The organism is Ignavibacteria bacterium, assembly GCA_036262055.1.
Taxonomy (GTDB): Bacteria; Bacteroidota; Ignavibacteria; order Tepidaquicellales; family Tepidaquicellaceae; genus DATAJP01.
On the sequence record DATAJP010000001.1, the window covers coordinates 148,933 to 161,729 of the forward strand.

15 protein-coding genes are annotated in these 12,797 nt (G+C 37.3%); 6 read left to right on the forward strand and 9 right to left on the reverse strand.

Annotation, left to right across the window (positions count from 1 at the left end; all coding sequences use genetic code 11):
• Position 1: 1 nt before the first annotated feature.
• The 3 genes from VHP32_00705 to VHP32_00715 form a co-directional block, all read right to left on the reverse strand.
• On the reverse strand, positions 2-313 hold the full coding sequence (locus tag VHP32_00705; protein ID HEX2786399.1) for a hypothetical protein: 312 nt from the start codon (positions 311-313) through the stop codon (positions 2-4).
• Between the two features lie 9 nt (positions 314-322).
• Positions 323-853 (reverse strand): GNAT family N-acetyltransferase, encoded by a 531-nt coding sequence (locus VHP32_00710; GenBank protein ID HEX2786400.1) that lies wholly within the window; start codon positions 851-853, stop codon positions 323-325.
• An 80-nt stretch (positions 854-933) separates the two neighbouring features.
• On the reverse strand, positions 934-1,536 hold the full coding sequence (locus tag VHP32_00715; GenBank protein HEX2786401.1) for a GrpB family protein: 603 nt from the start codon (positions 1,534-1,536) through the stop codon (positions 934-936).
• A gap of 97 nt (positions 1,537-1,633) precedes the next feature.
• On the opposite strand from VHP32_00715, the gene VHP32_00720 reads away from it, so the two are divergent.
• From VHP32_00720 to VHP32_00730, 3 genes are read left to right on the forward strand one after another with little or no spacing between them, the layout of a single operon-like run.
• Positions 1,634-2,545, forward strand: a complete 912-nt coding sequence (locus tag VHP32_00720; GenBank protein ID HEX2786402.1) for a DUF5996 family protein — start codon at positions 1,634-1,636, stop codon at positions 2,543-2,545.
• Positions 2,546-2,566: 21 nt separating this feature from the next.
• Positions 2,567-2,833 (forward strand): UBP-type zinc finger domain-containing protein, encoded by a 267-nt coding sequence (locus tag VHP32_00725; protein ID HEX2786403.1) that lies wholly within the window; start codon positions 2,567-2,569, stop codon positions 2,831-2,833.
• Positions 2,834-2,854: 21 nt separating this feature from the next.
• Entirely contained in the window at positions 2,855-4,177 is a 1,323-nt protein-coding gene (locus VHP32_00730; protein HEX2786404.1) for an MFS transporter, read from the forward strand.
• On the opposite strand, the gene VHP32_00735 is transcribed toward VHP32_00730, so the two are convergent.
• Genes VHP32_00735 through VHP32_00760 form a run of 6 tightly spaced genes read right to left on the reverse strand, consistent with a single transcriptional unit; the run spans position 4,167 to position 9,814 of the window.
• Complete coding sequence (locus VHP32_00735) at positions 4,167-4,820, reverse strand: hypothetical protein (GenBank protein ID HEX2786405.1); 654 nt, start codon at positions 4,818-4,820, stop codon at positions 4,167-4,169. The genes VHP32_00730 and VHP32_00735 overlap by 11 nt on opposite strands.
• Before the next feature lie 39 nt (positions 4,821-4,859).
• On the reverse strand, positions 4,860-5,681 hold the full coding sequence (locus VHP32_00740) for an NYN domain-containing protein (protein ID HEX2786406.1): 822 nt from the start codon (positions 5,679-5,681) through the stop codon (positions 4,860-4,862).
• Positions 5,681-6,697: a class 1 fructose-bisphosphatase gene (gene fbp, locus VHP32_00745; protein HEX2786407.1), complete on the reverse strand. Its 1,017-nt coding sequence runs from the start codon at positions 6,695-6,697 to the stop codon at positions 5,681-5,683. Before fbp ends, VHP32_00740 begins: the two co-directional genes overlap by 1 nt.
• A 27-nt stretch (positions 6,698-6,724) precedes the next feature.
• Positions 6,725-7,420 (reverse strand): hypothetical protein, encoded by a 696-nt coding sequence (locus VHP32_00750; protein HEX2786408.1) that lies wholly within the window; start codon positions 7,418-7,420, stop codon positions 6,725-6,727.
• A gap of 26 nt (positions 7,421-7,446) precedes the next feature.
• Positions 7,447-8,805 carry a DNA repair protein RadA gene (gene radA / locus VHP32_00755; protein ID HEX2786409.1) on the reverse strand — a complete coding sequence of 453 codons (1,359 nt, stop codon included), beginning with the start codon at positions 8,803-8,805 and terminating at the stop codon, positions 7,447-7,449.
• Complete coding sequence (locus VHP32_00760) at positions 8,795-9,814, reverse strand: cation diffusion facilitator family transporter (GenBank protein HEX2786410.1); 1,020 nt, start codon at positions 9,812-9,814, stop codon at positions 8,795-8,797. Before VHP32_00760 ends, radA begins: the two co-directional genes overlap by 11 nt.
• Positions 9,815-9,904: 90 nt before the next feature.
• Here VHP32_00760 and VHP32_00765 point away from each other — a divergent pair, with 90 nt between their 5' ends.
• The 3 genes from VHP32_00765 to VHP32_00775 are packed head-to-tail and all read left to right on the forward strand — an operon-like array spanning position 9,905 to position 12,599.
• Complete coding sequence (locus VHP32_00765) at positions 9,905-10,369, forward strand: hypothetical protein (protein HEX2786411.1); 465 nt, start codon at positions 9,905-9,907, stop codon at positions 10,367-10,369.
• Positions 10,370-10,378: 9 nt separating this feature from the next.
• Positions 10,379-11,335, forward strand: a complete 957-nt coding sequence (locus VHP32_00770; protein HEX2786412.1) for an L-threonylcarbamoyladenylate synthase — start codon at positions 10,379-10,381, stop codon at positions 11,333-11,335.
• 40 nt (positions 11,336-11,375) lie between these two features.
• Positions 11,376-12,599, forward strand: a complete 1,224-nt coding sequence (locus tag VHP32_00775) for a hypothetical protein (GenBank protein ID HEX2786413.1) — start codon at positions 11,376-11,378, stop codon at positions 12,597-12,599.
• Positions 12,600-12,797 lie beyond the last annotated feature (198 nt).

Here is a 12,797-nt window from a genome sequence, read left to right on the forward strand (position 1 = left end):
ATTATTCTATCATTCTATAAATTACCCATTCCTGTGAGGCAGGAACAACAAAAGGAGCCAACTGTTCGCTGAATTTTTTGAACTGCGGCTGTTTCATATCATCTAGTGCTTTTTCGAAATCCGCAAGAGATTCGAATAAATACTCATCCACAATGCAGGAAGGAGTTTCACCAACATAGCCGGCAAACAAAGAATTTTTTGAAACTTTGAAATGCGATGAACGGAATTTTTCTGCTCCCCATGCCTTGATTACATCAAGAGCTTCTTTTTGCTTTCCAAAAATAATTTTAATTGACCAGACGCATTTATACATAATATTTTTTTATTTAAAGTTATTATAAATTCTATATTCCAGCAAGTCCTGAATTCGACCTGCCATGTTTTTCATTTTGTATTCCCGGGAAACTTTTCCTCCAAGCATTTCAGGAATTTTTATGCTTGCGATATTTTCACGTTCGACTGAATATTTAATGTATATAAATTTTAGATTTTGTTTTGCCCAATTATAAATAGCTTCTATTGTTTCCTTGCCGTAAGCAAATCCATGCGCGCTTTGTTTAAGCCATAAACCGGTTTCAGGGGTATCTGTATCTAAATCATGCAGTCCTGAACATCCGAGAAATTCATTGTTAGATTTTTTCAAGATTACCATTTGCAGATTATTTCCTGCTTCGATTCCTTTCCTCGACATTGCAATAAATCCTTCAGTCTCACTTATGTCATCATGCGCTTTCGGGTACATAAATTTTGCAACCTCCTGAGTGAAAGATTTAAAAATATCCTGCTTGTATTTTTCGGACAGCGTAACTTGAATCAATCGTGGTGATTCGATGATGATGTTTTTTAAATCCATCTCTAAACTTTATTCGGGGTCAACAAAATGCTAATGGATTTCTGCGTGACCCAAAGGGTACACCGCAGGAATGACAAAAACTAATTATTTCCCTCATACCATTCAATTGCTTTTTGTTCGGTTTCTTTGACCCAGCTGTCTTTTGCATCGTTATAGTCAAGCATATCACGATAATGTCTTTTTGAAATTTCTTTTTTTAGCTCGCAATATTCATAGCGAATGTCAGGATGAGTTCTCAAATAATCTCTGAATGCAATATGTCGCATCCAGTGATGAGTATTTTTTGTGATGCAATGAATATGTGTGAGCCGTTTGAAATCTTCGAGAGGAGGTCTATCTTCCTGCGATTCAACTATTTTTGATATTTCAAGATTTTTCGAAGGGTCAAAAGCTTCAACTTTAACAAAATATCTTCTATAAGGCATTTGGTCTTCATATAATTGATAATAAATATATCCTGCATTTGCATTTAACATGGGCTCGACAATTTTATCAAGGTCACCTTCATTATTAAGTCCGACGAGAATATCGATAATATTTTTCGCGCCAAGTCCCGGCACTGAAGTGCTTCCGATATGGTCAATAGACGGGGTGAAATTTTTCAATGCTTCAGCAATTGTTTTTTGTTCGGCATTAAATCTATCTATCCATTCCGGATTGTAATCTGCAATAATAAACTTCATTTGTGCAATAAATAATTATAATATAATTTGTTAATTCAACAGGAATTATTTAATTTGGATTTATATTTTCAAAAGATAAATAACTTAATTTTTATATATGGATATTCAGAAAAGTAATATCTGGCAGGAGCTTCCTTATGAGAAATGGAAAGGCACATGCAGCACACTTCAAATGTGGATGCAGATTGGCGGGAAGATAAAGCTTGAGCTTTGTCCGTTTCAGAATCATTGGTGGCACATAACATACTTTGTAACTTCAAGAGGAATGACAAGCCGGCGAATTCCTTATGGTGATGAATGGTTTGAAATTGATTTTGATTTCATTGACCACAAAATGTATCTGAGAAAAAGCGATGGGCAGGTATCATTAATTGATTTGGTGCCGTGTTCGGTTGCTGATTATTATAAAATGTTTATGGATGCGTTGAAAGGAATCGGCATCGAAGTCAAAATAAATACTCTCCCACAGGAAGTTCCTAATCCTGTGCCTTTTGAAAAAGATGAGAAGAATTGTTTTTACGACAAAGAGTATGTTGAAAGATGGTGGAAGATTTTGGCGGGCATTACTGCTGTGTTTGAAAAATTCCGTTCGCCATTTTACGGCAAGGCAAGTCCCGTGCATTTTTACTGGGGCTCGTTTGATTTGAGCTTAACGCTTTACTCGGGTAAGATTGCAGAACCGCCTCAGGGCGCTGACCAGATGTTTCGTCTTGCTGAAAACCGCGAGAACTATGCGGTTGGGTTCTGGGCGGGAAGTGAAGCGTTTCCAAAACCTGCATTTTATTTTTACATGTATCCTGCACCTGCAGGAATTGAAAAGATAAATATAAAACCTCAGAAAGCTTATTGGGATACAAATCTGCGTGAGCATATTTTATTGTATGATGATGTAATAAACTCCGCATCGCCTGAGCCGGCAATAATGGATTTTTTGCAAAGCTCGTTTGATGAAAGTGTGAAACTCGCAGGTTGGGATATGAAAACTTTGCTTGGTCCTGAAGCAAAATAATATTAAAATAAAAAAAATATTATGTCAAACAATTGTGAACATTATCTGGGGAGTGTTGTGACGATTGAAGCAAATACTCCTGACGGATGCGAAGAATGCCTGAAGACCGGTGACAGCTGGGTTCATCTGCGTTTATGCCTCACCTGTGGTCATGTCGGCTGCTGCGACAACTCTAAGAACAAACACGCTACAAAACATTTCCACGCAACTCAGCATCCTGTTATGAAATCATTTGAACCCGGTGAAGATTGGATGTGGTGCTATGTGGATAATGTGTTTATGAGATAAAATAATTTAAGCCCGTGATATTTGTCATCTACAAAACAAAATAAAACTCACAGCAGAGCTTTCTTCCCATTGCTCGTTGTTAATTTTGTCAGCGCATTGGGATATAGCATTGTTGTACCTTTTTTAGTTTACATAATCATACAATTCGGCGGTAATGCGTTTGTCTATGGAATCATAGGAGCGGTTTACTCGGCATTTCAGCTTATCGGAGCTCCGCTTTTGGGAAAGTGGTCGGACATTTATGGTAGGAAAAGAATTCTTCTTTACAGTTCCATAGGTAATGTTATCGGCTGGGGGATATTTTTGATTGCATTTCAGCTTCCGCTTGTTGAGATAATTAATTTAAATTTAGGAACATACGGTGTCCTTATAATTACTCTGCCGTTGTTAATACTTTTCATAGGACGTGCAGTCGAAGGGGTGAGTGGCGGGAATATTTCAGTTGCGAATGCTTATGTTGCGGATATCACGTCAGAAAATGAACGCAAGAAAAGTTATGGCAAGATGTCTGTTTCTCAAAACCTTGGTTTTGTTATCGGTCCTGCCCTGGCGGGAGTACTGGGCGCAACAGCGCTTGGCAATATTCTGCCCGTTATTGCCGCTATGGTTATCTCCGCGCTGGCAGTTTTGCTCATAATTTTTTATTTACCGGGTATAAAACCTAAATCACATTGCGAGTCTCCGGACAAGAATGCAGTTCAAAAAATTTTAGGAGCTGAAAGTAAGGAATGTTATAAACACAAAGATGAAGATAAAATAACACTCAAGAAAATTTTGCAAATCAGGTTTATGCCGTTTTTGCTTGTGTTATATTTTTTGATATTTCTCGGGTTTAACTTTTTTTATACAGCATTTCCGGTGCACGTCGTAAAAGCAATGAACTGGAGCACATCACAGATGGGAATATTCTTTGCCGGCTTGAGTCTCGGACTTGTGATAATACAAGGTCCTGTGCTGAGCTTTCTTTCAAAGAAAGTTTCAGATAGTGTGTTGATAATTACAGGTAATTTAATTTTAGGAGCTAATTTTATTTTGTTATATACGAGTGATAATGTTTTATATTATGTAGCAGGGGGATTGTTTGCGATTGGAAACGGGCTGATGTGGCCGTCGTTTTTGTCTTTGCTTTCAAAAGCGGCAGATGAGGAGGTGCAGGGTTCCGTTCAGGGATTTGCAAGCAGTATGGGAAGTCTAGCGAGCATTATCGGACTGATAGCAAGCGGTGTTTTGTATGAAAAATTCGGCAGTGGAACGTTCCTTATCGCAGGAGCAATAATTTATCTGGTTTTCTTCTTATCGTTCAGGTTGATTAAAGTGGAAAGAGAATGCGGGTTTAATCATTAGGATTAACTGTCCAATCTTTTAATGATTTCACAAAACGGTTTGTTAAATCATCTTCATTAGACGAAAGTATTGTTACTATTTCATTAAAAGAAATAACATTGCTGATATTATCAGGATTTTGCGGTTGGATATAAACGATTTCAACATCATAATCTTTGCAAATACTTACAGGAATTTTTTCTCCGGTTTTAACCCACCCATGATTTGTCAAAGCATCGATTAAATTATTGTATTTTTTCTTTTGGCTTGTAGCGCAGTAAATTTTAATAAGACCATCAACTAATTTTTTGATGTTATTCTCTTTAGCTTTTGATAAATACCAATCTTGTTTATCTCTTCGCGACCGTGAATCCGTTTTCAATTCAGTTAAATAGACTTTTCGTGTAGATTCACATATAATTACGTAATCTATTTTAAACGAACTATTTAGCTCGGGAACCTTCTCTGAAATGTCACCAACTCTCACAGGAAATTCAGGCACAATTAAATCAATTGTATCACCAAATTTCGTTTTAATTATTTCATCAAGATAAATCGCAAAGAAAATGTCGGCACGTCTTTCAAGCTGATAAGCAGGTAAAAGCCGCCATACATCGAGGCGTGAAAATAATTTGTCGATTAACTCACCTGTGTTATTCCTCATGATTTATTAAGTTTATTTGGCGCTAAAGAATTTAAAACCTTACTTCGCTCTCAGGTAAACGTGTTTGACGTTTTTCTTTCCTGTTTCGCGTTCGTCGATTTCAAATCTGTTGAGACTTTTGATTAAAGGCAGAAGCTTTTTGAAACCGTAATTGCGCGGGTCAAAGTCAGGCTGTTTTTTGATTATAAGGTCACCAAGCTCACCAAGAAATGCCCATCCGTTTTCATCTGCAACATCGTTAACACTGTCGGAAATAGATTTCACAAGCTCTTTGTCTATTGTATCAATTGTGTCTGTTGAATTTTGATTGTTGTTTTTTGGCTGAGTGTTTTCAATAGGTGCGGATGATTTCTTATTTGTTTTTTTCTTTGAAGGTTTTGACTTCTTAGGTGCTGAAAGAATTGATTTATGTGCCTGCTCTTTTTTTAATATTTCTATGTAGATAAATTTATCGCATGCTGAAATAAATGATACGGGAGTTTTCTTTTCGCCGATGCCGAGAACTTTCATTCCTGCTTCGCGCAAACGTGTCGCAAGGCGTGTGAAGTCACTATCACTGGTTATGAGGCAGAATCCATTTACCCGTCCCGAATATAAAATATCCATTGCATCGATTATCATCGCCGAGTCACTGGCGTTTTTTCCTGTTGTGTAGCTGTATTGCTGAATCGGAGTAATTGCATTTTCAAGCAGAGCGCTTTTCCATCTTGAAACATGCGGACTTGTCCAGTCGGCATAAATTCTTTTGAACGCGGGTGTTCCGTATTTTGCAATTTCCTCAAGCATTCCTTTTATGCTTGTCGAGGGGACGTTCTCGGCATCGATTAATACTGCCAGTCTTAAATCTTTTATCGGTTCCATTAATTATTTTTTAAAAATTTTTCTGCCTGTTTTACGTCTTCTTCGCTCCCGATGAAAAGAGGAACGCGTTGATGAAGAGAGTCGGGTTTTATGTCAAGGATTCTCTGAGAGCCGTTTGAGCTTCTTCCCCCTGCGTGTTCGATAATGTAGCTTAACGGATTTGCTTCATACATTAATCGAAGCTTTCCGTTTTTATTTTTGTTGTCGGCAGGATACATGAAGATACCGCCATATAAAAGATTTCTATGGAAGTCAGCAACAAGCGAACCGACATATCTCGCGCCATAAGGACGGTTTGTTTCTTTGTTGTCAACCTTAAGATAATCGATGTAATTTTGCATTCCTTTAGACCACTTGCAATAGTTGCCTTCGTTGACGGAATATGTTTTTGATTTTTTCGGAATCTGAATGTCTTCACCGAACAAAATAAACTCTCCGACAGTCGGGTCAAGAGTAAAACAGTGCACGCCATTTCCCGCGCAGTAAACAAGCACAGTGCTTGAGCCGTAAACGCAGTAACCTGCAGCAACCTGCTCAGTACCTTTTTGCAGACAGTCTTCGATTGTTCCCGGACCTTCGTTTGAGACACGTTTATAAACAGAGAAAATTGTTCCTATGGAAATATTTGCATCGATGTTGGATGAGCCGTCAAGCGGGTCGAAATGAACTATATATTTGTTAGAAATTGTTTCGCTGTCCTTGAATTTATCATCGAGCGGAATGAAAGTTTCTTCCTCTTCCGAACAAACTGCACAGATATGTCCGCCGAGCTTCATTGTTGTCGTGAGAACGTCGTTAGCATATTCATCAAGCTTTTTGACTTCTTCGCCTTGCACGTTTTCTTTTCCTGCGAGTCCGAGAATATCAACAAGTCCTGCGCGGTTGACTTCCAGAGAAATCAATTTGCACGCAAGTGCAATATCCGCAAGCAGGTCAGAGAGCTGTCCCGATGCTTCAGGTGTTTTTCTTTCTTCTTCTATTATATGACGGTAGAGGGTTTTAAACTTACTTTCCATTCGTTAGTTTATAATTTAATAGTATATTTAATTTATTTTTTTGATTTTAGAAATAAATTTATTCAGGTTGTTATTGAAATTGTTTTGCAAAAGAGTATCGATATATTTACGAAATATTTCCGAATTGTTATCATTAAATGAATTATAATTATGGCATATTGAATTAACTATATTGTCATTAACTGAACAACCAAATATGTTTACAAAAAAATCTCTTTCATGGCTTGAAAAATCATCAGTAAAAAATAAATCGTTTCTAGTTCTCAAATTGTCATTTGATCTCCTGGTGTTTCTGGTTTCATCTGTGCAATCTAAAAAAATATAAGCATCTGCAAGTTCAATGAAATTCTTTTCCAGAGATTCGATATATTTATTTTTTATATATTCATATACATTTAACTCAGGGTTGACAAATTTAAAGGCATAGTTAAATGCGAGTGATGATGTGAAATCAGAGTCGCAGATTACGTTTATGCCTTTATTAACTAAATTATTTACATGCCCTTGTCTATGGCTGAATATTTCTAAAAAAAATAATTGTTTTTCTTGGTTTTGTTGAAGTGTTAATGGCTTTTTTATAACGCCAACTTTGTTTATCCATTCTTTGTGTTCTTCAACATAATGTAAACCCAATTCATTACTTAACAACTTTGCTAAAGTGGTTTTCCCTGAAGCGGATAAACCAGAAAGAACTATAACTTTTCCTTTTTCAGATTTTATCATTTAAGTAAAGTTTAGTTCTATCGGTGTTAGACCAATAGTTCGATTGCGTTTCTTATGTTTTCCACAGGAACGATGTCGATTTTAGAATTTTTTGTATTAATGTTTTTCAGATTTCCTTTTGGGATAATAATTTTTTTGAAGCCGAGCTTTGCGGCTTCATTGATTCGTTTATCGATATATGAAATCGTTCTGATTTCACCCGAGAGCCCTATTTCTCCAAGCACGACGGTTTCGGAATCAAGCGGAATATCACGCGACGATGAGTAAATGCTCATTGCAATTGCAAGGTCGATTGCGGGTTCGTCGATTTTCACACCGCCTGCTATATTTACAAATATATCTGATTTATTTAAGAAAAGCCCAAGTTTTTTTTCGAGAACAGCAACAAGAAGATTGAGACGCTTATAATCAAAGCCCGATGCGGTTCGCTGGGGCATGCCGTAGTTTGTTGAAGTTACAAGTCCCTGCACTTCGATTAAGATGGGACGGCTGCCTTCGATGGAGCATGAAATAATACATCCCGATGCTCCGTAATTTCTCTGTGAGAGAAAAACTTCACTCGGGTTTAAAACTTCTTTAAGCCCTGTATCGGTCATTTCGAAGATTCCGATTTCGTTTGTCGAGCCGAAACGGTTTTTTATACCGCGAAGGATTCTATATGAATGGGTACGTTCACCCTCGAACTGCAAAACAACATCAACCATGTGTTCGAGGACTTTTGGTCCTGCAATCATTCCTTCTTTTGTAATATGTCCGACGATGAAGACGATTATGCCTTTTGATTTTGCAAGCTTGATTAATGCAGAGGTGCAATCGCGAAGCTGTGAAACTGTTCCCGACGCGCTTTCGAGCTTCGGGTCGTAAATTGTTTGTATGGAATCGATTACGAGTATCTCGGGTTTTTCATTTTCTACAACCGACTCGACTATTTCTAAATTTGTTTCCGATACGACATAAAAATTATTGAGATGATACTTTAATCTGTCGCTGCGGAGTTTAATCTGGAAAGAAGATTCCTCACCGCTTACGTATAAAAATTTTTTGTCTTTTATGTTGTTGGCAATCTGAAGCATCAGAGTTGATTTTCCGATGCCGGGGTCACCACCGATGAGCAATACCGAACCTTTAACCAAACCGCCGCCGAGAACTCTGTCGAGCTCGTCTAAGTTTGTTTTAGTCCGTTCGTAATCGTTTGATATGATATCTGAAATTAACGCAATTTCTGCTGATTTTGCGGCAACTTCGGATTTTTTTGTTTTAGATTGTTTTGCTTCAACTACTTCTTCCTGGAAAGTATTCCACTGCTGGCATTCAGGACATTTGCCGAGCCATCGCGGGCTGTTATATCCGCAGTTCTGGCATATATAAACCGACTTAAGCTTCATATGCAGGACCTCCGGTAATTTTATCGACAGTCCATTTCGGCAGAAGCTTCATGCGTTCATCTATGTGTTGACAATTTGACTCTCCGCACAAAGGACATTTAGGAGGTTTGCACGGGTCCATGTGTATCATGATTTCAAGTTCTGTTGTATTAAATTTTTTGCGGAGGAAATCCTGAAGCTCCTCATTGATTTTATGCGCCTGTTCAATTTTCATATCAGCAGGAACCGCAATGTGAAAATCCAGAAAATATTTATCACCCGACTTCCAGTACCTTAACTGGTGTATGTCAATGATGTTTCCGTTTCTGAATTTTTCCTGTTCAAGCGCGTCGGCAATTTTTTGTAAAGTATCTTTGTCGGTCTGGTTCATCAACCCGCTGACAGATGCTTTCATAAGCTTGAATCCTGTCCAAAGAATATTCATCGCTATTAATATGGCGACGATAGGGTCTAAATAAATGTAATCAGTTATTAAAATTAAAATTAATGCAACGAACGCGGCGATGCTTGTAATGGAATCGGTAAGAATATGTTTTCCATCAGCAACAAGAATCAGACTATTTGTTTTTTTTCCGGAACGTATCAGGTAAAGTCCGAGTAATAAATTAACGAGGGAAGCGAACGCAATTATAATAACACCCATATCAACTTTTTCAAGCTCAGGTCCGACGATAATATCTTTTACGCCATAATACATTATGAACAACGCAGCAATTACAATCAACGCACCTTCAAACCCTGCTGAGAAATATTCTATTTTACCGTAACCGTAAGGTAGATTTTTATTCGGTGGTCTGAGAGTCAGGATTAAACTGTAAAATGCAAAAGCCGAGGCGATGATATTAACGATGGATTCGAGAGCATCGGACAAAATTGCTGCAGAGCCGGTGAGCCAATAACCTGCAATTTTGACGAAAAAGAGTGTAATTCCTATCGTCAATGAAAGGATTATAGCTTTTTTCTTGAGCTTTACTCCGAGTTCCGTTAAATCTGATAGTTCCGTATGCATAACTATATAAATTAACACAAATTAAGGAGATAATTTAGGCATAAGAAACAGAATATAATTTGAGAGGTTAAAAAAATATATTTCTAAATCATGAAAAATCTTTATTATGTAACGCTTATAATAGGAATTTTGTTTGTGCTTCTTGCGCTTGGTGGCGGGACGATTTTTAAAGCGCCGATGACTTCGCTTTCGCAGTATTCATTAGAAAAATCGGGTGTAAAAATCGGATATGTAAATCAGGTTGATGATAAAATTGATGATGTTCTTTACCAAGTAAAAAAAGTTCAGTATCAAATTGACAAAATAAAAACTTTTTTCTCTGAAAATAAACCTGACGAGAGTAATTATAAAAGAGTTCAGAATAAAATTATTGAATCAACAGTTTATAATCCACTTCTTGAGGTGACTTCATTCTTTGTGAGAATATTTTTCTTACTGACAGGCTGCATGATTCTAATGCTGTCGTTTATAATTTATCTTTTGATGAAGTTCAGCGGATTATTTAAGCGTGTAAAGCATCTTGAAAATCAATTACATATAAAACATTCACATTAACTCCCCGATTTGGAAACAATAATAACAAAAGATATAGATAAAGTTTGTTTGGATTTGATGAGAAATGAAGCAGCGGTGATTCCGACTGAAACGGTGTATGGTCTGGCAGCTAAGGCATATAACCCTGATGCGGTTCTGAAAATTTATGAGATAAAAGAACGTCCGAAATTTAATCCGTTGATTGTGCACATATATGACGAGAAGATGCTTGAAGAAATTGCAGAGGAAATTCCTGATTTTGTTTTGAAGCTTATTTCAAAATTTTGTCCGGGTCCACTGACATTTGTTTTGAAAAAGAAAAAAATTATTCCCGATATTGTTACTGCGGGGTTAGATACCGTTGCGGTGCGGTTCCCTGCGCATGAAATGACAAGGGAGCTTTTGAAAAGCTTGAAATGTCCACTGTGCGCGCCTTCTGCCAACAGGTCAGGGAAAGTTTCTCCGACAAGTGCGGAAGAAGCATTTAAAGAATTAAACGGTAGAGTGCATTTTATACTTGATGGCGGGAAATGCGAGATTGGAATCGAGTCAACGGTGATTGACTGCTCGGGAAAGGGAATTACATTGCTAAGACCTGGATTTATTTCAAAAGAACAAATCGAGAAAGCGCTTCGAAGAAAAGTTAAAGAACGTGATAAAGAAGAAATTATAAATTCTCCGGGACAGATGAAAAACCATTACGCACCTGAAACCCCTTTGCATATAATAGAGTCACAAGATATAAGCTTCTCTGCTTTTAATAAATCGGTTGGCAAGCTGGATTTTGAAAAATACAGCTCACTTGAAGAAATTGCGAAAAATTTATTCAAGGATATAAGAGAGCTTGATGAGAAGGGATATTCGTACATCGTTGCAAAGAAAGTTGCAGATGAGGGGCTGGGAGTTGCGATTAACGACCGTCTTGAAAAAGCATCAAGCGGGAAGTTGAGTGTGCATAAAGAAAGAATAAAGTTGTTACCGAAGTAATGGGATTCCCGCCTGCGCGGGAATGACTTCAAATAAGAAAATGACTGACAAAATAGAAATATCATTTGATGATGACGAGAAGGGGAAGATTGAAGTAAATCTTGAACAGACTCTCGAAGAGCAGATTATTATCGCGGATAAGATTACAGAACCGGCATCGTCTATTATTGTGCCTGCGAATTTTTATTATGCGGGAAATCAGGGGGCGAATAAGTTTTATGATTCCCTGATTGAGTTTCCCGGGGGAATAGAAAGCGGATTCAGAAAAAAATTCTCGATTGAGTTCAAGGATGAGTTTTACAGCTCAGTGCTTGCGGATAACAAAAATCTAGTATTGGTTTCTACGAAGGGAACGGTTTATTTTATTGATAAAGATTCAGGTGAACTAAAAGGAAAAGTTGTTTTAGATAATGAGCTTGTCGAAAAAACGGGATTGATTGTCGAAGATGAGATTTATGTTAACTCTCTCAAAAGAATTTATAAAGTCAGTGAGAGCAATAAAGAAGCTTTGTTTAATGCGGATGAAAGCTTTTATATATGGACAAACCTGAACCGCTATGAAAATAATTTGTTGTTTGCGGAGTATTCGGATGAGCAAAAGAAGTGCAGGATAATTTTGTATGATGTTAAGCAGAGTAATTATATTACGCTTAATGAAGTAAAGATTGAAAAATTTGTTTCAGATAGAATCGTTGTGCATAATGAGAAGGCATATTTTATTTTTGATGATAAGTGTGTTATAATTAATCTCAAAAAAAATGAAACTGAGATTATCGAACTTGGCTTTGAGACGAATGAGCGGAGCTTTATATTTGCGATTAACAAAGGCATAGTGCTTGTGAATAATAACGAGGTTTATTTCCTTGATGTGATGCATAACGATAATGTGTTTAAGTTCACGGGGATAAAAGAAAATTTTATTAACTCAGGCGGCGGAAGCGGCGAGAACGTTTTTCTCGGGACAGGAAGCGGATGGTATCATTATAAAATTAACGGAGTGCTTGTCACGCATTATGAGGACACAGAAGAAAATATTATAGAGGCAATCAGCAAGAACGTTCTTGCGATTTCGAGACGTAACAAAGTTATATTCTATAACCTGAATAAGATTCAGGAGGCGGAAGGATTTATATTAAGCTCGAAAGATTTTAATATTACGCAGGAGATAATTTCGGTTGTGTTTGACAGGAGTCTTATTTATGTTCTCACGCATCAGGGAGTGCTTACTGCGTTTTCTAATGATAAGTTGAATATACATATATGAGGAAAGGGGTAACACACCCCGTCAACTTCGTTGACACCCCTCTCGAGAGAGGATTCTATTTGTCATTCCCGCGAAGGCGGGAATCTAGTCCAGATGATACTTAATTTAAAAAATTTTATAATCTGTCCTGAATATAAAATAATTGGTTCTTGAATAATATTCGTTTGGATTCCCGCCTGCGCGGGAATGACAACTTAT

What these genes read in the sequence shown, in the direction of transcription:
- VHP32_00725 (HEX2786403.1), top strand. Translation starts at nt 2,567, where the DNA reads ATGTCAAACAATTGTGAACATTATCTGGGGAGTGTTGTGACGATTGAA.
- fbp (HEX2786407.1), bottom strand. Translation starts at nt 6,697, where the DNA reads ATGGAAAGTAAGTTTAAAACCCTCTACCGTCATATAATAGAAGAAGAA.
- VHP32_00765 (HEX2786411.1), top strand. Translation starts at nt 9,905, where the DNA reads ATGAAAAATCTTTATTATGTAACGCTTATAATAGGAATTTTGTTTGTG.
- VHP32_00710 (HEX2786400.1), bottom strand. Translation starts at nt 853, where the DNA reads ATGGATTTAAAAAACATCATCATCGAATCACCACGATTGATTCAAGTT.
- VHP32_00735 (HEX2786405.1), bottom strand. Translation starts at nt 4,820, where the DNA reads ATGAGGAATAACACAGGTGAGTTAATCGACAAATTATTTTCACGCCTC.
- VHP32_00715 (HEX2786401.1), bottom strand. Translation starts at nt 1,536, where the DNA reads ATGAAGTTTATTATTGCAGATTACAATCCGGAATGGATAGATAGATTT.
- VHP32_00740 (HEX2786406.1), bottom strand. Translation starts at nt 5,681, where the DNA reads ATGGAACCGATAAAAGATTTAAGACTGGCAGTATTAATCGATGCCGAG.
- VHP32_00775 (HEX2786413.1), top strand. Translation starts at nt 11,376, where the DNA reads ATGACTGACAAAATAGAAATATCATTTGATGATGACGAGAAGGGGAAG.
- VHP32_00750 (HEX2786408.1), bottom strand. Translation starts at nt 7,420, where the DNA reads ATGATAAAATCTGAAAAAGGAAAAGTTATAGTTCTTTCTGGTTTATCC.
- radA (HEX2786409.1), bottom strand. Translation starts at nt 8,805, where the DNA reads ATGAAGCTTAAGTCGGTTTATATATGCCAGAACTGCGGATATAACAGC.
- VHP32_00720 (HEX2786402.1), top strand. Translation starts at nt 1,634, where the DNA reads ATGGATATTCAGAAAAGTAATATCTGGCAGGAGCTTCCTTATGAGAAA.
- VHP32_00705 (HEX2786399.1), bottom strand. Translation starts at nt 313, where the DNA reads ATGTATAAATGCGTCTGGTCAATTAAAATTATTTTTGGAAAGCAAAAA.
- VHP32_00760 (HEX2786410.1), bottom strand. Translation starts at nt 9,814, where the DNA reads ATGCATACGGAACTATCAGATTTAACGGAACTCGGAGTAAAGCTCAAG.